Below are 16,439 nucleotides of genomic sequence, written 5' to 3'. Positions count from 1 at the left end.
GAATGCTCGACGGGTAGCGGAGGAGAAGTGACCATGTCCGAATGGACGAAGAAGATAAAGGACGAGGCCAGGGGTCTGATCGCCGAGGCCGAGCAGGAGCTGACCGCACTCGAGGGTGCCGACACCGTCGACCTGACAGCCGACGAGACCGATGCCGATTCCGACGCGGTCGACACCGACACGTCCGAGAAGAACTAGATCTTCACCGCTGCCAGAAGGGCGGCGACGTAAGCGTCGCCCTTCTGCTGCTCCAGAATCCGGCTGTCCTTCTGCGCGTCACCGGTGCGGCGGTTCGCCGGTCACCCGGTGATCCGCATAGTTGAAGCCCTCGCGAACCAGTCGTGCGAGGTGCCCGTCGACGATCCGGTACACGACGCGTCGGCCGTCCCTGGTCGTCTCGACCATTCCGGTGAAGCGCAATTTCGCGAGATGCTGACTGACCGCTGTCCGCGATGCACCGGTAGCCTCTGTCAGAGTCGACACGTCGGACGGGTCGTGCGACAGAATCCACAGCAGGTGAAGCCGTGTGGGATCGGCCAACATGCGGAAGATGTCACTGGCGGATTCCAGCCGGACGCGGTCCGGGTTCGTCCCGTGGTCGAGACTCGGACTTCGAGTCGGCACCGATTCGGTCATCGCCACCTCCCTCACTCGACCTCCACAGCAACGAGGCTGCAATCGTCGCCAGTGTAGCGAGCACGGCCGAGATCGCCGTCGAGACCGATTGTCCCGCTGCCGCACCGACCCACCCGACGATCGGGTAGGTCAGAAGAAAGCACGCATGTGACAGCGAGAACTGAGCCGTGAACAGCGCTGTCAGCTCGTCGTCGGCGGCGCAGCGACGGATCACGCGGGCCGTCGGAGTGCCTATTGCCGACGCCGCTGCTCCCGCAGCCACCCACAGGACGGCGAGACAGATCCAGGCGGTCGGGCCGGTGGTGACGACGACAGCGAAGATCGCCGTACAGGCGGTCGTCAGCGCTGCTACCGCGCATCCCGTCAGCATGACGGTGCGGTCCGAGACCCGCTTCAGCAGACGGGGAAGGCATACTGCAACGGCGATGGAGCCTGCGCCGAAGCAGCCGAACAGCAGCGCTACCTGATCCGAAGACCCACCGAGCCGCGCACGGACGTACACGACCGTGTCGACGACGACGACACTCGTCACCGCGGCCGCGACGAGGTTCATCGCTGCCACTCCCCGCAACGGTGCTCGAGTCGCGAAGTTGCGTGTGCCCGACGTGATTCGCGTGCGAAACGGCACCGGGTCGACCGATCTCATCGACGGTAGCCGGGCGCTCAGGACCATACTCATCGACGCGACGAAGCCGGCAGCCGTTCCGACGAACAGCACGTGGTACGAAACCACGGTCAGCAGAGCTGCCGCGACCATCGGACTGACGATCGACTCGAGGTCGTACGCGAGCCGGGACAGTGACAATGCCTTCGTGTACGCGACGTCCTCCCTCAGTAGCGCGGGAATGGTCGACTGGAACGCAGGAGTGAACGTCGCCGACGCGGACTGCAGGACGAACACGAGCGCGTAGATCTGCCAGGGATGGTCGACGAACGGAAGTACGAGCACGGTCGCCGCACGCACCGCGTCGGCGGCGACCAGAACCGTCGTACGGTTCACGCGTGCGGTCAGGGCCGACGCGACGGGTGACACCGCGACGTAGGCGACCATCTTGACGGCCAAGGCCGTGCCGAGGACGGCACCCGCGTCGGATCCGGCGAGGTCGAATGCCGCGAGTCCGAGTGCAACCGTCGTCAGCCCGGTACCGATCAGAGCCAGGATCTGGGCGGTGAACAGGCGTCGGAACCGCGAGTCGGCAAGAGGCACGACGTTAGACTAGCCAATTATGTGCGCACATGAGCACGCATTTGACCGCCCGAAAACGAACAAGACCGACACTCGTAAGAGTGCCGGTCTTGTCGGTGGTAGCGGGGACAGGATTTGAACCTGCGACCTCTGGGTTATGAGCCCAGCGAGCTACCGAGCTGCTCCACCCCGCGTTGCGAACGCAAAGTTACAGGACGGTGTCGAGGATAAGCAAATTCGCGGCCCGGGCCTGCTTCCCGATCGCCGACGGCGCAGAACAGCCTCGATTCATCGTCGAAAATGCACAGAAATGGGTGCGCTGCATCACGGTTTACCGGTGATCTGCGTCACATCACAACGGTGTAACGAAGCGGAAACGAATCCGTCGCAACCCGGATCGACCTGCGCGAACGCCGTTCTTTGTCTCAACATGTGGACAAGGCAGCCACCAAATCTCTGTGTGACGTCACCAGATTACTGGACTACCTTCACGATCGGTCCTAGAAACCAGGGCCGAAACCGCCCCCGCCGCTGCGACTCTCTGCCCCGCGGGGACCGGTTCCCCGATTGGCACGGGGGCAGAGGCGCGATAAGTACGAACCCGTGACCGTTCGTACACCGACGCGAGACACATCGATCGATGTTCGTCTTACGAGATGCGCAGGCTAGCGCGGAGAGGATTCACCCGCATGACCACACACACATCATTCGGCAAGCGTGCTTTGGGATGGGCTGCCGTGACCGGCGCCGTCGTTGCGATTCCCCTCGGCGTCTCCATGGGCACCGCGAACGCTGCCGGGCACAACTGGGATGGCGTCGCACAGTGCGAGAGCGGCGGCAACTGGAGCATCAACACCGGAAACGGCTACTACGGCGGTCTGCAGTTCACGCAGAGCACCTGGGAGGCCAACGGCGGCTCGGGATCACCCGCAGGCGCATCGAAGGCCGAGCAGATCCGCGTCGCCGAGAACGTCCTCGCGACCCAGGGCGTCGGCGCATGGCCCGTCTGCGGTCAGCACTTGACCAGTGGCGAGTCCACGTCCGTTGCACCGGCGGCCGCGATCGAGGAAGCCCCCGTCCAGGAGGCGCCCGCACCCGTCGGCCCGGCAGTCGAGGCACCCGCAGCACCGCAGCTGCCGGTCGCACCCGAATACCAGGCGACCGCTCAGCAGTACATCGATCACGCCACCGCTGTCGCACAGCACGGCTTCGACCAGGCCTCGGCACTGGCGAGCCAGTACGGGCTCAGCGCGCAGTTCGATCAGGCAGTCGCCGCCGCACAGCCGGCGCTGGCTTCGTTCGGCCGGTAACACGTTCGGCCGACATCTTCTCGGCTGACCGCAGTTCGGATCGCGTCGACGATCCGACGACGAAGCGGCGCCGTCACTGTGGAAGACAGTGACGGCGCCGCTTCGGTTTTCGCAATTCAGTTGTCGTGTTCGGTTGCAGCTCAGTGAATTACCGAGCTTCCCGGGCGCAGAGTCAGCGGCCGTTCTGGTACGCGTCGATCGCCTGCTGAAGCGCCTCGAACGCGGTACCCAACCGTCCCAGATCACCACTCTGCTGAGCGGAGCGCACCTCGGTCAACGCAGCGTCGAGTCGTTGCACCGCATCGGAGTTCGGCGGCTGACTCTGCGTCGGCGCGTTGGCAGGCGGTGGAGTGGTCGCCTGCGTGCCCGACTGTGTCGGCTCCTCCTCCGTGGACTGCGGATTCGACGCGTCACCACCCGGTGCGGTCGCCGCGGAGCCGGTGCCGGAACCGAACACCTGGTCGAGCGCCTCGGACAGCGTCGCCGCATACCCGACGCGCACGCCTCCCCCGGCTCCCGGTTCCCGGTAACTGACGAGCACTCTCGTCAACTGCGGGAACGTGGACGTCGACGCAGTGTTGCGTTCGGTGTACAGCGGTTCGACGTACAGGATTCCGCCGTCTGCGATCGGCAGAGTCAACAGATTTCCGTACTGGATGTTGTTGGACTGCTGCAACAGAGTTCGGTCCGATGCCACACGAGAGTCCGATGTCATCGAGTTCTGCGCCTGCTGCGGACCCTGTGTCTGCGTGTCCGTCGGTAGCTGCAACACCGTGAACTTGCCGTAGTTCTCCGGGTCGGATCGCACCGAGATGTACGCGGACAGCAACTGTCGGTTGAAGCCGACCATCGCGCTCGTCAACCGGAACGACGGTTCACCGGTCTCCGGATCACCGATCAGCACGTAGTAGGGCGGCTGATTCAGATCCGTTCCACCGTCGACCGTCGGGTCGCTCGGGACGGACCAGAACGCGTTGTTGGTGAAGAATTCGTTGGGGTCGTCGACGTGATACTTGGCGAGCATCTCGCGCTGGACCTTGAACAGGTCTTCCGGGTAACGGAAGTGGGACCGCAGATCGTCCGGGATCTCCGACGACGGCTTGACCGAGTCGGGGAACACTCCCATCCACGCGTTCAGCACCGGATCCTTGTCGTCGACCTGGTAGAGCGTGACGGTTCCGTCGTAGGCGTCGACCGTGGCCTTCACCGAGTTGCGGATGTAGGACACCTCTTCCTTCGGAAGCGGGCGACCGGTAGTGGGTTCCAAGCTGTCGACGGTCAGGCCGTCCAACGACGCGCGCTGCGCGTACGGGTAGTCCTTCAACGTGGTGTAGCCGTCGACGATCCACACGATCTTGCCGTCGACCACTGCCGGGTAGGAGTCGCTGTCCGTCGTCAACCAGGGAGCGACCTTCTGTACACGCTCACGTGGATCGCGGTTGAACAGAATCTTCGAATTGTCGCCGATCGCACCCGAGAACAGGATGTTTCGTTCGGCGTACTTCGCAGCGAACGCCAACCGGTTGAACCAGTTGCCCACCGACACGCCACCCGCACCGGTGTAGGTGTAGCGAGAGGTGTCGGTGTCGTATTCACGGTCCTCGCCCTCGCCGCCGGTGCCGACGATCGCGTAGTCGGGATCCGACTGTGCGATGACCTCGCCGTAGTAGATGCGCGGTTGATCGACGGGGATGACCTGTTCGGTTCCCTGCGACGCGATGTCACTGACGGTGTAGATCGGGTAACCGCTGTTGCTGTTGGCGCCCTCGGCCGTCGGATCCTGCACGGCCGCGTTCACGCGGTTCGCCGGAGCAGCGACGAAGCCGTTGCCGTGGGTGTACACCGTGTGCTTGTTGATCCAGTCGGTCTGGTTGCCCGTCAGGCTCTCGGGCGACAGCTCACGAGCCGCGACGATGTAATCCTGCAGCTGGCCGTCGATTTCGTACCGGTCGACGTCGAGCGTCGCCGGGAAGCCGAAGAAGTTCTTCAGCTGCTGCTGCTGAGTGAACGTGCGAGACAACACGTTCGGGTCGAGGAGCCGGGTGTTCGCGATCGTCGTGATGTCGGCTTGACTCTCGCGTGGGTTCTGGGAACCCTCTCCCGAGTAGGCCTGGTATTCGACGACGTCGTCACCGATGCCGTACGCGTCCCGCGTCGCGGCGATGTTCCGCTCGATGTAGGCGCTTTCCTTCTCCGCCGCGTTGGGGCGCACCGAGAACTGCTCCATCAGCAGCGGGAAGATGGCACCGACGAGGATCGACGACAGCACGAGCAACGCCGTCGCCAACGCGGGGACGCGTAGATCACGCAGGAAGATCGCAGCGAAAAACGCTGCAGCACAGATCAATGCGATCGCCAGCAGAATCAGCTTGGCCGGCAGGACCGCGTTGATGTCGGTGAAGCCTGCGCCGGTGAACGTCGGTTCCTTACGGCTGCTCGACAGCAACGAGTAGCGGTCCAGCCAGTAGGCGATGGCCTTGAACAGAACGAAGGCGCCCGCCAGGACTGCGAGCTGTACGCGCGCAGCACGCGTCAGTGCACCTTCGCGTCCCGCGAGGCGGATTCCGCCGAAGACGTACTGCGTCAACAGATTGGCGAAGAACGCGATGAGTGTCGCGACGAACAACCAGTTCAGCACGAAGCGGTAGAACGGCAGATCGAACGAGTAGAAGCTGACGTCGAGACCGAACTGCGGATCGACGCGACCGAAGTCGCCGCCGTGCAGAAACAGTTGCACGACAACCCAATTGGTCTGCGCGATCAAACCGGAGATGACGCCGAACGCGACCGGGATTCCGATTCCGAACAGACGAAGCCTGCTCATGACGGTGGTCCGGTACCGAGCGATCGGATCGTTCGGGCCTGCAACGGGTACGAACACCGGGCGATTGCGATACGCCAGCAGCAGTGCCAGGAACACGACACCGCCGACGAGCACGCCGACGATCAGGAACAACAACGCCCGGGTGACCAGCATCGTCGTGTACACCTGGCGGAAGTCGACTTCCCCGAACCACAGCCAGTTCGTATAGGTGTCGATGAGGCGCGGACCGACAAGCAGCAACGCTGCGAGGACCAATGCCAATACGAGCAGAATCCGGCTCCGCCGCGACAACGACGGTAGACCGGTGGGGGCCCTCATGCCCACGTGCCACACTCCAACTTCGGGCGATACAGCGTGTACCGCAGATGGCTTCGGCGACGCACAACGTGCGTCGCCTGTCCGATTTGTGAACCACTGTACGGAACCGCTCGGTCGCCCGGCCACACCCGTCCTGTCGGCAGTGGCCGGGGGACGTCGATCGGCACGTCGATGCGAGGATGAGCAGGTGAGCGATTTCGACGACCACCGATTCGACGGCAGTGACATGGACATGAGCCCCGACGAGCTCGAGGCGGCACTCGCGCGTTGTGCGCGCGAGGTCGCGGATTTCGTCGACGCCGAGGGGTGGGGCCAATCTCCGCAGATCTTCGCCCTCGTGCCGACGTCCGTCCTCGCCGCGGCGGAGCCGGGCCTGCTCGACGACATCGCCGACGGCTCGGCGTTGACGCCGATCCAGCAGCACTCGCTTCCCGAGGACATCGAGGGCGGTTCACCCGCGCTCGAGGAATTTCTCGCCACCACCAGCTGGCCCGACGGCGTCGTCGGCTGCGCGCTCGTTCAGGAGATCGTCGTGCTGCCGCCGACGGCGGAGTCCGACCTCGACGAGGCGTTGACGCCGTTGCTCGCCGATCGCGACGCAGCCGACGAGGCCGCCCGGTTGACTGCACACGCGCATCCCGAACGGAAGGACGGCCGTCTGATCGCGGCCGTCGTCAAGGACGGTCCGTCGTTGGCACTGCTGCAGATGCAGCCCGACGACGACGCAGACCCGTTCGGTGCCGCCGAGTTGCTCACCTACGAGGATCTGGCGCCGAACATCGTGCAGGCCCTGTACGCGACTTTCGACAACGAATCCGATGACTGACGACGCCGCCTGATTCGCAAGCGGTCAGCTGCACGACGGCGCGTCGCCGCCCGCTCCGATCGATTCGAGCGCGTCGATCGCGCCGTCGAGTGAGTCGACCTTCACCAGACGCAGACCGTCGGGCGTGTTCGCACTGGCCTCGTCGCAGTTCTGCGACGGCACCAGGAATGTCGTCGCACCCGCATCACGCGCGGCGATCAACTTGTACGGAATGCCTCCGATGGGTCCGACCGCCCCGTCATCGGCGATCGTGCCGGTGCCGGCGACGAACTCACCGTTGCTCAGCTCCCCCGGACTCAGCTTGTCGACGACGGCGAGGCTGAACATCAAGCCCGCCGAGGGCCCGCCGACGTCGGCGAGGTTGAACGTGACGTCGAACGGAACGTCGGGTTCCTCGGTCGGTGTCACACCGAGGTACCCCTTCTCGGCGTCGTCGGGCCGGGCGCCCAACGTGACGGACTCGTCGCGTTCGACTCCGTCGGTGGACACCCGCACGACGATCACGTCGCCCGGAGAGTGGGCGCTGACGACGTCGCGCACCCCCGTGACGGTGTCGATCGGAGCGCCGTCGATCGACACCACACGGTCGCCCTCGTTCAGCAAGCCCGAGGCAGGACCGTCGGGCGCCACGGTTCCGACGGTCAGCACCACCGGATAGCCCAGGTGTCGCAGTGCGGCGAGTTCGGCGCTGTCCTCGGATTGTTCGAAGTCCGCCTGGTTGCTCTGCTGAACCTCTTCCTTCGACTTGTCCGGCGGGTACACCTCTTCGCGAGGAACGAGGCCCTGCCGTCCGCTCGCCCAGAAGCCGAACGCCTCGAAGATGTTCAACTGGTCGCGGACCGCCACGGTCGTCATGTTCAGATGCCCGGTGGTGGGGTCGACGTCGGTGCCGTCGATCTGTACGACCGGGCGACCGTCCGCGTCGCCGAGAGTGTTGTAGGTGGGTCCCGGGCCGAGCGCAGCGAACGGGACGGTGACGACGGTTCCTGCGACGCCGAGTACGACGACCGGCACGAGAGCGGCCACGAGAGTGGCGATCCTACGATTCACCCGACAAAGACTAGAACCGATGTCTGTGCAGCGGATGTGAGACCCCTCCCACTGGCGTGCCAGGCGGTGTTTCGCAGCGGCAATCGTGTTCGCCGTCAGCGTGAGAACCAGCGGTGCCACCGGCCTGCATGCCTTGTACCGTTGAACCATGAGCAATTTCGGTTTTCAGGGCCCCGACGACGATCCGGACAAGAAGAAGGATCAGGGCGGAGACGGCGGCCAGGCCGGCATGCCGGGCGGCTTCGGCTTCGGTGCCGAAGGCTTCGACCCCGCCGCGCTGGGCCAGATGCTCACACAGTTCGGTCAGATGCTGAGCGGCATGGGCACCGCGGGTTCCGCGGGCGCGGGCCCGGTGAACTACGACCTGGCCACCCAGCTCGCCCGACAGCAGATCGGCACGGTGTCTCCCGTGTCGGCCGGCAAGACCGACGCGATCGCCGACGCGGCACATCTCGCCGAGCTCTGGCTCGACGGATCGACGACGCTTCCCGCGGGTGCGTCGCGCACCGTTGCCTGGACGCCGGGCGACTGGCTCGACAACACCATCGACACCTGGAAGCGTCTGTGCGACCCGGTGGCAGCCCAGATCTCGAGCATGTGGACGTCCGGAATGCCCGCCGAGGCGCAGCAGATGGCCGGTCCCATGATGGGCATGCTGACGCAGATGGGCGGAATGGCGTTCGGGTCGCAGCTCGGCCAGGCGCTCGGGCAGCTGTCGAAAGAGGTTCTGACCTCGACCGACATCGGAATTCCGCTCGGGCCCAGCGGTGTCGCCGCGTTGCTTCCCGACGCCATCGCGAGTTTCACCGACGGGCTGGAGCAGCCCGAACGCGAAGTCCTCGTCTTCCTTGCCGCACGTGAAGCCGCCCACCAGCGTCTCTACAGCCACGTTCCGTGGCTGCGTCAACGGGTGCTCGCGACCGTCGAGGAGTACGCGCGTGGCATCAAGATGGACTTCTCGGCGATCGAGGAAGCGGCGTCCGGACTGGATCCGGCGTCGCTGACGGACCCGTCGAAGATCGAGGAGATTCTCCAGCAGGGTGCGTTCGAACCGCAGACCACCCCGGAGCAGAAGCTGGCACTCGAACGTCTGGAGACCATGCTCGCCCTCGTCGAGGGATGGGTCGAGGTCGTCGTCGCGGACGCTCTCGGCGAACGACTCCCCGGTGCCGTGGCGCTGGGCGAGACGATCCGCCGCAGGCGCGCGTCCGGCGGTCCGGCCGAGCAGACGTTCGCGACACTCATCGGCCTCGAACTGCGTCCTCGTCGCGTTCGTGAAGCCAGCGAACTGTGGCGCCGACTGACTGCAGCGGCAGGCATCGACGGACGCGACGGCGTGTGGGCCCACCCGGACCTGCTTCCGACGTCGTCCGACCTCGACGATCCGGCATCGTTCATCGACGGTGTCGTCGGCGGCGGAACCAGCGAGTTCGACGATCCCATCGCGATGCTGAAGGCGACGGAGGAGCAGGAACGCTCCGAACGCGACAAGCGCGACGGCGGCGACGAACAGGCCTGATCGCAGGAAGAAGAGGGGTGGATCCGACGTTGTCGGATCCACCCCTCTTTTTCGATGGAATGCCAGGTCAGCGGGTTGGCTGCCTGTGGACAACTCGTGTCGTAGGGCGGAAACGCCGAGCACCACCGTGTCATCGTTCTTTCATGTCCATAGGTGCACTCGTGCGCAGACCGAAACTGCGTGTCGGCGCGTTCGTCCTCCGAGACGGCTCCATCCGGCTCGGGCTGAATCCCGATCGCTCGTACGTGCTCACGGCTCTTCCCACCGTGCCGCCCGACGTCGTCCTCGACGTTCTGTCCCGCCTCGACGGCAAAGCCTCGCGAGCGAACATCGTCTGGTACGCCGGAACGCGGGGAATGTCCGCGCCCACGACATCCACGCTTCTGGCCGACCTCGCCGAGTTCGGGCTTCTCGTCGACTGCGCGACAACCCCCGAACCTCGAGTGTCGACACTGCACATCGTGGGACGTGGCCCGCTCGCCGACGCCGTCCAGCACGGTCTCACCGCGTCGACGATCGCCGTGACACGATCGTCGAACCCTCCTCGTCGTCTTCTGCGCTACGACGAGGGCCACTGGCAGAACGATCTCGTCGTGCTCGCGGACGATCTCGTGGCGGACCCGCAGACGATCACGGCGCTGGCTGCGACGCGCACCCCCCATCTGCAGATTCGGTTGCGCGACGGGGTCGGGATCGTCGGGCCGTTCGTCCTACCCGGAGTATCGACGTGCCTCCGCTGTCTGGAACTCACCCGCAGCGCGTTGGATCCGCAGTGGCCCTACGTGTCGGCGCAGCTGCTCGGACGCACGGGAGACGCGAGCGGACCGACCGTTCTCGCCACCGCGGCGTTCGCGTTGGCTCAGATCGACGCCTGCACGAAGCGTGACTCGACGCCGATGATCGACACGACGCTCGAGATCGACCTCGCGTCGAACCGTACGACGACGCGGCGATGGTCCCGCCACCCCAGGTGCGACTGCGCGCACGAATGACGGGCGTTCGTCCGAGTGCCGGCGCTCTTACCTGCACTATGGGCGAGATGGTCGTCCGTCAGCCATGATGGGTACGTGCCAGACATTCCTCGTCGGGGATCAGCCCGAACCGCCAAGCTCGCTCGAATCCCCATCGGTATCGCAGGACGGGCCGCGGTCGGTTTCGGCAAGAAGCTCGCCGGTGGCAATCGCGAGGAGATCGACTCGGATCTCGCGGCCAAGGCCGCCGAACAACTGTTCTCGGTTCTCGGCGAACTCAAGGGCGGCGCAATGAAGTTCGGCCAGGCGCTGAGCGTCATGGAGGCGGCCGTTCCGGAGGAGTTCGCCGAGCCGTATCGGGAAGCACTGACCAAGCTTCAGTCGTCCGCGCCGCCACTGCCGGCAGCCAAGGTTCATCGCATGCTCGATCGCCAGCTGGGCACGGCCTGGCGATCACGGTTCGAGTCGTTCGACGACACCCCTGTCGCATCGGCGAGTATCGGGCAGGTCCACCGCGCGGTGTGGACGGACGGTCGCGATGTCGCCGTCAAGATTCAATACCCGGGCGCCGACGACGCACTGCGCGCGGATCTGAAGACGATGTCACGTTTCGCGAGCACCTTCAGCGCGATCTTCACCGGCGCCGACGTCAAGCCCGTGCTCGACGAGCTGATCGCACGGACCGAGGACGAGCTCGACTATCGCATCGAGGCCGACAGTCAGCGCGCATTCGCGAAAGAGTTCGCCGACGACCCACAGTTCGCGATTCCCCGTGTCGTCGCGAGTGCTCCGAAGGTGCTCGTCAGCGAATGGATGACGGGTACCCCCCTGTCGTCGATCATCGCGTCGGGAACCGCCGACCAGCGCAACGACGCAGGCGCCCTGCTCGCGCTGTTCGCGTTCGCTGCGCCGGCTCGCGCCGGTCTGCTGCACGCGGACCCGCATCCAGGGAATTTCATGTTGCTGCCCGACGGACGCCTCGGCGTCATCGACTTCGGAGCTACGGCGCCGATGCCGAACGGGCTACCTCCCGTTCTGGGCAGGATGGTGCGACTCGCACGCGAGGAACGGTTCGACGAATTGGTCGCACTGTGCGTGGAGAGCGGATTCGTCATTCCCGGCCGGACGGTCACCGCGAAGGAGATCGCGGACTATCTGCGCCCGTTCACGGACCCGATCCGCACGGATTCCTTCCACTTCACTCGGTCGTGGCTACAGAAAGCGGCGGGAACAGCAGCCGACTTCGACAGCGCGCAGTTCCGAACGGCGCGAGCTCTGAACATGCCCGCCGAACACATCATGATCTTCCGGGTACTCGGAGGTCTCGTCGGCATCTGTGCGCAGCTCGACGCGTACGCCCCCTACATGGCCATCCTGACGGAATGGATGCCCGGCTTCACCGACGACGTCTGATCTTCCCGATCGTCGTCGAAAAGCCGGGCATCACAAGTGGACTCGCATCACGCAACCTGCTGATCGGCCCTGTTCTTACGGGGGCGGCCACGCGGGCGTTTGCGTGCGATGACGACACCCTGATCGAGGATCTCGCCTCCCCACACGCCCCACGGCTCGGCCCGATCGAGGGCCGCGCTCAAACAGGTCCGGCGGATCGGGCAGTCGGCACACAGTGCCTTGGCCTGCTCGAGTTCCCCCGGGGTTTCGGCGAACCACAGGTCGGGATCCGCCGCTCGGCACGGAACGGCCATCTCGTCGGCGGGGCGTGTTCCGCGCTGCGCGCCCATGGTCAGCGACGTGATCGAAACCGTTGTCGCGGTGGTGTTCTCGGTCTCGAATCGGCATGTCGTCCGGATCGTGGCGGTTGACACGTCGGTCTCCTCTACTTTTCGTGCGGCGTATTCACGGTTTCTGAAACTGGTGCGAACCCGGAGGCCGAACGTTCGAATCCGAGGGGACTCATCGAACGAAAAAGGCCACGGTCCGCGTCTGCGGGTCCGTGGCCTGTGGTGGCTGAATCGACGTGGTCTACCGAGAATGCTCTCGATATCTGTCGATCACGGACGCGCTGTATGCGCGGCGGAGACGTGTAGCTGGAATTGCGCTTTTCGCTGCTGCTGCGGTGCCGGCGAACGCGGCGGTGCCTACGACAGCCGTGCTGGCTGCTGCGGGTGCGACGCGACCGGACGCGAGGAGGTGGGCGGAATCCTGAACCATCCACGTGGACAGGTCAGCAGCGACAACGCCTGCGTACTGGGCAACGATCGAATTCTTCACGATTCTCCACCTCCTCATCTCGACTCGACACGGACACACTGCATGCTCGCGGCTTCCCGTGAGCGGTGAAAACAGACTAAACCCCGTGATCGACACCGCACAAGTTATTTTCTACCTGCGGTTTCGTGTCATCGAGGCACCACTTCGACTACCTGGTCGACGATTCCCGGACGACGGCGAGAACGTCCTCTCCGAACCGCTCCAACTTCTTGGCACCGATACCCGGAATGGCGACGAGCCCACGGTCGTCCTGCGGCTGCTGCTCCGCGATGGCCGTGAGCGTCGTATCGCTGAAGACGACGTACGCCGGGACCTTCATCTCGCGCGATTTGTCGAGACGCCACGACTTCAACGCGTCGAGAAGCGCGATGTCGACGTCGGACGGGTGTGACTCGCACCGCCCGAGCATGGTGGCGCCCGTTCCGATCAACGGCTTACCGCACAGGCGGCACTTGGGGCCGGACTTCTTGGCTGCAGGCGCTGCGATGCGCGACGCGGGCGAGTCGTCCGGAATCAACCCGTTGAGGAACCGCGACCTGCGCCTCGACTTGCGGCCACCCTGGTTGCGTGCCAGTGCCCACGACAGCTGCAGGTGCTCACGAGCGCGGGTGACGCCGACATAGAGGAGTCGACGCTCTTCCTCGACGGCCGCCTCGTTGTCGGCGCTGGGGTCGTTGCCGAGCGCGTGCGTGATGGGCAGCGTGCCGTCCGCGAGCCCGACGAGGAACACCGCGTCCCATTCGAGGCCCTTGGCCGCGTGGAGCGATGCCAACGTCACGCCCTGCACGACGGGTGGGTGACGCGCCTCGGCACGAGCGGCGAGCTCGTGCAGCAGACGACCGAGATCGAGCTCGGGGTCCTGACCGATCAACTCCTCGGTGACCTGCACGAGACCGCCGAGTGACGCCCACTTCTCCCGCGCTTGGGCACCGGTCGGCTCCGTGGCCGTCAACCCGAGCGGCGCGAGCACGGCACGCACCAGCGACGGCAGGCCTGCACCCGACTTCGATTCCTCGGGTAGGTCGTCGCGGCCGGACGCAGTGCGCAATGCCGAAATACCTTGGCGTACTTCGGGTCTGTTGAAGAAGCCTTCCCCGCCGCGAACCTGGTACGGAATACCCGCGTCGGTCAACGCCTGCTCGTGCACCTCGGATTGCGCGTTGATGCGATACAGCACGGCGATCTCGGCGGGTTCGACGCCTTTGGCGATCAAGCGCTTGATCGCCCGGGCGACGCCGTCTGCTTCGGCGGGTTCGTCGTCGTACTCGGTGAACTCCGGCTCCGGACCCGGGGGCCGCTGACCGATCAATTGCAGTCGCGTTCCGGCGATACGTCCCCGCGCGGCACCGATGACCCGGTTGGCCAGCGATACGACTTCCGGCGTCGAACGATAGTCACGTTCGAGGCGTACGACCGTCGCATCCGGGAAGCGACGCGAGAAGTCGAGGAGGTAGCGCGGCGTCGCACCCGTGAACGAGTAGATGGTCTGATTGGCGTCTCCGACGACGGTCAGGTCGTCACGCTCCCCCAACCACGCGTCGAGGACACGCTGCTGCAACGGCGTCACGTCCTGGTATTCGTCGACCACGAAGCACCGGTAGCGCTCGCGGAACTCGTCGGCGACCGCGGAGTGCTCTTCCAGTGCGGCAGCGGTGTGGAGCAGTAGGTCGTCGAAGTCGAGCAGGAAGCCGTCGTCACCGCGCGTCTTCAGGTCCTCGTACCCCGCATACACCGACGCGACCTTGCCCGCGTCCATGGGAACTTCACGTCGTACGCGGGCCGCGATGGCCGCGTAGTCCTCCGGCGCGACGAGCGAGCCTTTGGCCCACTCGATTTCGCCCGCCAGGTCACGCACCGCGTCCGTCGACGTCGACACGCCCGCGCGGTGCGCGGCCTGGGAGACCAGCGCGAATTTCCGATCGAGCAGCTGCCATCCCGTGTCTCCGACGACCTGAGGCCAGAAGTACTTCAGTTGCCGAAGCGCCGCCGCGTGGAACGTGCGGGCCTGAACCGGCGGTCCTTCTCCGCCGACACCGAGCTCACGCAGACGCCCACGCATCTCTCCTGCAGCACGGGCAGTGAACGTCACTGCCAGTACCTGGCCTGCGGAAACGTGGCCCGCGGACACCAGATGCGCGATGCGCCTCGTGATGGTGCGCGTCTTGCCTGTTCCGGCACCTGCAAGTACGCACACGGGCCCACGCGGTGCCGAGACCGCAGCGGACTGTTCGGGATCCAACCCGGCGAGCATCGAGTCCACTGGCATGCCGACCATCATGTCAGGGGGTGCCGACAACACCCGCGACCGGTCGAGCGGCGTCGACCGCGACGGAACAACCACCACGGTCGCCGTGTTGACTGGTGGCGTGACTACTACCGAGAACGCCGCAGCACTGACCATGTACTCCACCACGTGGTGCGGATACTGCCGCAGATTGAAGACGCAACTCGACGAGGCAGGAATCGCCTACGACGAGATCGACATCGAGCAGGATCCCGCGGCCGCGGAGTTCGTCGGCAGTGTCAACGGCGGGAACCATGTCGTCCCGACCGTCAAGTTCGCCGACGGTTCGACCGCTACCAACCCGTCGTTGGCCGCCGTCAAGCAGGCGCTGTCTCTCTGATTCCAACGCGTACGCCGTCGTCGCCCGCCTACGCGGCGGCGGCCCAGGCTTCGAGCATTCCTCGGGCGATCGAGATCGAGCCGGGCAGCAGCAGTCGGGAGTCCGCGTCGGCGGCCCAGTCTCCGAGTTTCAGTGCGGCCTGGACCTCTGCACGGTCGAACCAGAACGCCTCGGCGATCTCGCCGTCGACGAACTCGAGAGGCTCGTCGGGATCGCCGATCGCGGAGAAGCCCACCATGATCGATCGCGGGAACGGCCAGGGCTGACTGCCGAGATACGTGATGTCGGACACCGTGATTCCGACCTCTTCCTTGATCTCGCGCGCAACGCAGGTTTCCAGAGACTCGCCCGCCTCGACGAAACCCGCCAACACCGAGAAACGACGCTCGGGCCATGCGGGCGCGCGGGCGAGCAGGACCCGGTCCGCACCGTCGTGCACCAGACAGATGACCGCCGGGTCGGTGCGAGGAAACTCCTCGTGTCCGTTCGACGTGCTCGTGCGTGACCATCCCGCGGCCGACGGCGTCGTGGCGGCGCCGTCGAGCGCGCTGAAACTCGCCCCCGCGTGCCAATTCAGGATCGCGAGCGCGCTCGTCAGAATCGACAGTTCGGTCGCGTCGAGGTACTCCGCGAAGCTACGCAAGTCTGCCAGCTTCCCGGTGAGAACGCCGACGCGCTTGGCCCACAGATGGCGATCCTCGTGAATGCCGAGGAACACCGCGTCGAGTGCAGGTTCCGCCGAGATATCGGTGGCCGGCGTGTAGACGATGCCGGACTCGTCGACGCGCAGCTGACCGCGGTGATCGATTTCGATCACACGCGCGGTCGGCCAGCCTGCACGCAGCGCCGCGGTGTCTCTACGTAGTTCTTCCGCTCGATGCAACGGAGAACGGGACAGCAGCGGAGGCTGGGAAAGCTCGAAACGTGGCACGGTGAAGACACT

General features: G+C 65.4%; 15 protein-coding genes and 1 tRNA gene. 7 read left to right on the top strand and 9 right to left on the bottom strand.

Features of this window, described 5'->3' with window-relative positions:
• The first annotated feature begins 33 nt into the window (after positions 1–33).
• Positions 34–198, top strand: coding sequence for a hypothetical protein (locus tag HQ354_RS12795; RefSeq protein WP_165839602.1), 165 nt, complete (start codon positions 34–36; stop codon positions 196–198).
• 78 nt (positions 199–276) lie between these two features.
• On the opposite strand, the gene HQ354_RS12790 is transcribed toward HQ354_RS12795, so the two are convergent.
• From HQ354_RS12790 to HQ354_RS12780, 3 genes are all read right to left on the bottom strand, one after another.
• Entirely contained in the window at positions 277–636 is a 360-nt protein-coding gene (locus tag HQ354_RS12790; protein ID WP_084423537.1) for a metalloregulator ArsR/SmtB family transcription factor, read from the bottom strand.
• The gene (locus HQ354_RS12785; protein ID WP_222634763.1) at positions 554–1,843 is read right to left on the bottom strand and encodes an MFS transporter; all 1,290 of its coding nucleotides are present in this window, start codon (positions 1,841–1,843) and stop codon (positions 554–556) included. The genes HQ354_RS12790 and HQ354_RS12785 overlap by 83 nt, the downstream gene beginning before the upstream one ends.
• Positions 1,844–1,939: 96 nt before the next feature.
• A tRNA-Met gene (locus tag HQ354_RS12780) sits at positions 1,940–2,016 on the bottom strand.
• A 495-nt stretch (positions 2,017–2,511) separates the two neighbouring features.
• Here HQ354_RS12780 and HQ354_RS25910 point away from each other — a divergent pair.
• Positions 2,512–3,132 (top strand): transglycosylase family protein, encoded by a 621-nt coding sequence (locus HQ354_RS25910; RefSeq protein WP_068421400.1) that lies wholly within the window; start codon positions 2,512–2,514, stop codon positions 3,130–3,132.
• A 172-nt stretch (positions 3,133–3,304) separates the two neighbouring features.
• On the opposite strand, the gene HQ354_RS12770 is transcribed toward HQ354_RS25910, so the two are convergent.
• Positions 3,305–6,280 (bottom strand): UPF0182 family protein, encoded by a 2,976-nt coding sequence (locus tag HQ354_RS12770; RefSeq protein WP_174551345.1) that lies wholly within the window; start codon positions 6,278–6,280, stop codon positions 3,305–3,307.
• A gap of 220 nt (positions 6,281–6,500) precedes the next feature.
• Here HQ354_RS12770 and HQ354_RS12765 point away from each other — a divergent pair, with 220 nt between their 5' ends.
• Entirely contained in the window at positions 6,501–7,100 is a 600-nt protein-coding gene (locus HQ354_RS12765; protein WP_068421609.1) for a PPA1309 family protein, read from the top strand.
• A gap of 24 nt (positions 7,101–7,124) precedes the next feature.
• Here HQ354_RS12765 and HQ354_RS12760 read toward each other — a convergent pair whose 3' ends face one another.
• Positions 7,125–8,150, bottom strand: coding sequence for a PDZ domain-containing protein (locus tag HQ354_RS12760; RefSeq protein ID WP_068421402.1), 1,026 nt, complete (start codon positions 8,148–8,150; stop codon positions 7,125–7,127).
• Positions 8,151–8,298: 148 nt separating this feature from the next.
• On the opposite strand from HQ354_RS12760, the gene HQ354_RS12755 reads away from it, so the two are divergent.
• The 3 genes from HQ354_RS12755 (at position 8,299) to HQ354_RS12745 (ending at position 12,053) form a co-directional block, all read left to right on the top strand.
• Positions 8,299–9,669 carry a zinc-dependent metalloprotease gene (locus HQ354_RS12755; protein ID WP_167675830.1) on the top strand — a complete coding sequence of 457 codons (1,371 nt, stop codon included), beginning with the start codon at positions 8,299–8,301 and terminating at the stop codon, positions 9,667–9,669.
• Between the two features lie 143 nt (positions 9,670–9,812).
• Positions 9,813–10,661, top strand: coding sequence for a hypothetical protein (locus tag HQ354_RS12750; RefSeq protein ID WP_222634764.1), 849 nt, complete (start codon positions 9,813–9,815; stop codon positions 10,659–10,661).
• A 75-nt stretch (positions 10,662–10,736) separates the two neighbouring features.
• The gene (locus HQ354_RS12745) at positions 10,737–12,053 is read left to right on the top strand and encodes an AarF/ABC1/UbiB kinase family protein (protein ID WP_068421411.1); all 1,317 of its coding nucleotides are present in this window, start codon (positions 10,737–10,739) and stop codon (positions 12,051–12,053) included.
• Between the two features lie 47 nt (positions 12,054–12,100).
• Here HQ354_RS12745 and HQ354_RS12740 read toward each other — a convergent pair whose 3' ends face one another.
• From HQ354_RS12740 to HQ354_RS12730, 3 genes are all read right to left on the bottom strand, one after another.
• Positions 12,101–12,382, bottom strand: a complete 282-nt coding sequence (locus HQ354_RS12740; RefSeq protein WP_114331607.1) for a WhiB family transcriptional regulator — start codon at positions 12,380–12,382, stop codon at positions 12,101–12,103.
• Positions 12,383–12,623: 241 nt separating this feature from the next.
• Positions 12,624–12,872 carry a hypothetical protein gene (locus HQ354_RS12735; protein WP_068421417.1) on the bottom strand — a complete coding sequence of 83 codons (249 nt, stop codon included), beginning with the start codon at positions 12,870–12,872 and terminating at the stop codon, positions 12,624–12,626.
• A 148-nt stretch (positions 12,873–13,020) separates the two neighbouring features.
• Positions 13,021–15,147, bottom strand: a complete 2,127-nt coding sequence (locus HQ354_RS12730) for an ATP-dependent DNA helicase UvrD2 (protein ID WP_068421420.1) — start codon at positions 15,145–15,147, stop codon at positions 13,021–13,023.
• A 124-nt stretch (positions 15,148–15,271) separates the two neighbouring features.
• On the opposite strand from HQ354_RS12730, the gene HQ354_RS12725 reads away from it, so the two are divergent.
• On the top strand, positions 15,272–15,496 hold the full coding sequence (locus tag HQ354_RS12725) for a mycoredoxin (RefSeq protein ID WP_114331608.1): 225 nt from the start codon (positions 15,272–15,274) through the stop codon (positions 15,494–15,496).
• A gap of 28 nt (positions 15,497–15,524) precedes the next feature.
• Here the strand turns inward: HQ354_RS12725 and nudC are convergent, their stop codons facing one another.
• A complete protein-coding gene (nudC, locus tag HQ354_RS12720) occupies positions 15,525–16,427 on the bottom strand; it encodes an NAD(+) diphosphatase (protein WP_114331609.1) in 903 nt (300 codons plus the stop codon).
• Positions 16,428–16,439 lie beyond the last annotated feature (12 nt).

The organism is Rhodococcus sp. BP-261, from assembly GCF_019835205.1.
Taxonomy (GTDB): Bacteria; Actinomycetota; Actinomycetes; order Mycobacteriales; family Mycobacteriaceae; genus Rhodococcoides; species Rhodococcoides kyotonensis_B.
This window is presented reverse-complemented; position numbering and strand designations above follow the sequence as displayed.

Bases quoted from the DNA above. Each gene is read 5' to 3' on its own strand.
- HQ354_RS12795 (WP_165839602.1), top strand. From the start codon at position 34: ATGTCCGAATGGACGAAGAAGATAAAGGACGAGGCCAGGGGTCTGATC.
- HQ354_RS12790 (WP_084423537.1), bottom strand. From the start codon at position 636: ATGACCGAATCGGTGCCGACTCGAAGTCCGAGTCTCGACCACGGGACG.
- HQ354_RS25910 (WP_068421400.1), top strand. From the start codon at position 2,512: ATGACCACACACACATCATTCGGCAAGCGTGCTTTGGGATGGGCTGCC.
- HQ354_RS12765 (WP_068421609.1), top strand. From the start codon at position 6,501: ATGGACATGAGCCCCGACGAGCTCGAGGCGGCACTCGCGCGTTGTGCG.
- HQ354_RS12755 (WP_167675830.1), top strand. From the start codon at position 8,299: ATGAGCAATTTCGGTTTTCAGGGCCCCGACGACGATCCGGACAAGAAG.
- HQ354_RS12750 (WP_222634764.1), top strand. From the start codon at position 9,813: ATGTCCATAGGTGCACTCGTGCGCAGACCGAAACTGCGTGTCGGCGCG.
- HQ354_RS12740 (WP_114331607.1), bottom strand. From the start codon at position 12,382: ATGGGCGCGCAGCGCGGAACACGCCCCGCCGACGAGATGGCCGTTCCG.
- HQ354_RS12730 (WP_068421420.1), bottom strand. From the start codon at position 15,147: ATGGTCGGCATGCCAGTGGACTCGATGCTCGCCGGGTTGGATCCCGAA.
- HQ354_RS12725 (WP_114331608.1), top strand. From the start codon at position 15,272: ATGTACTCCACCACGTGGTGCGGATACTGCCGCAGATTGAAGACGCAA.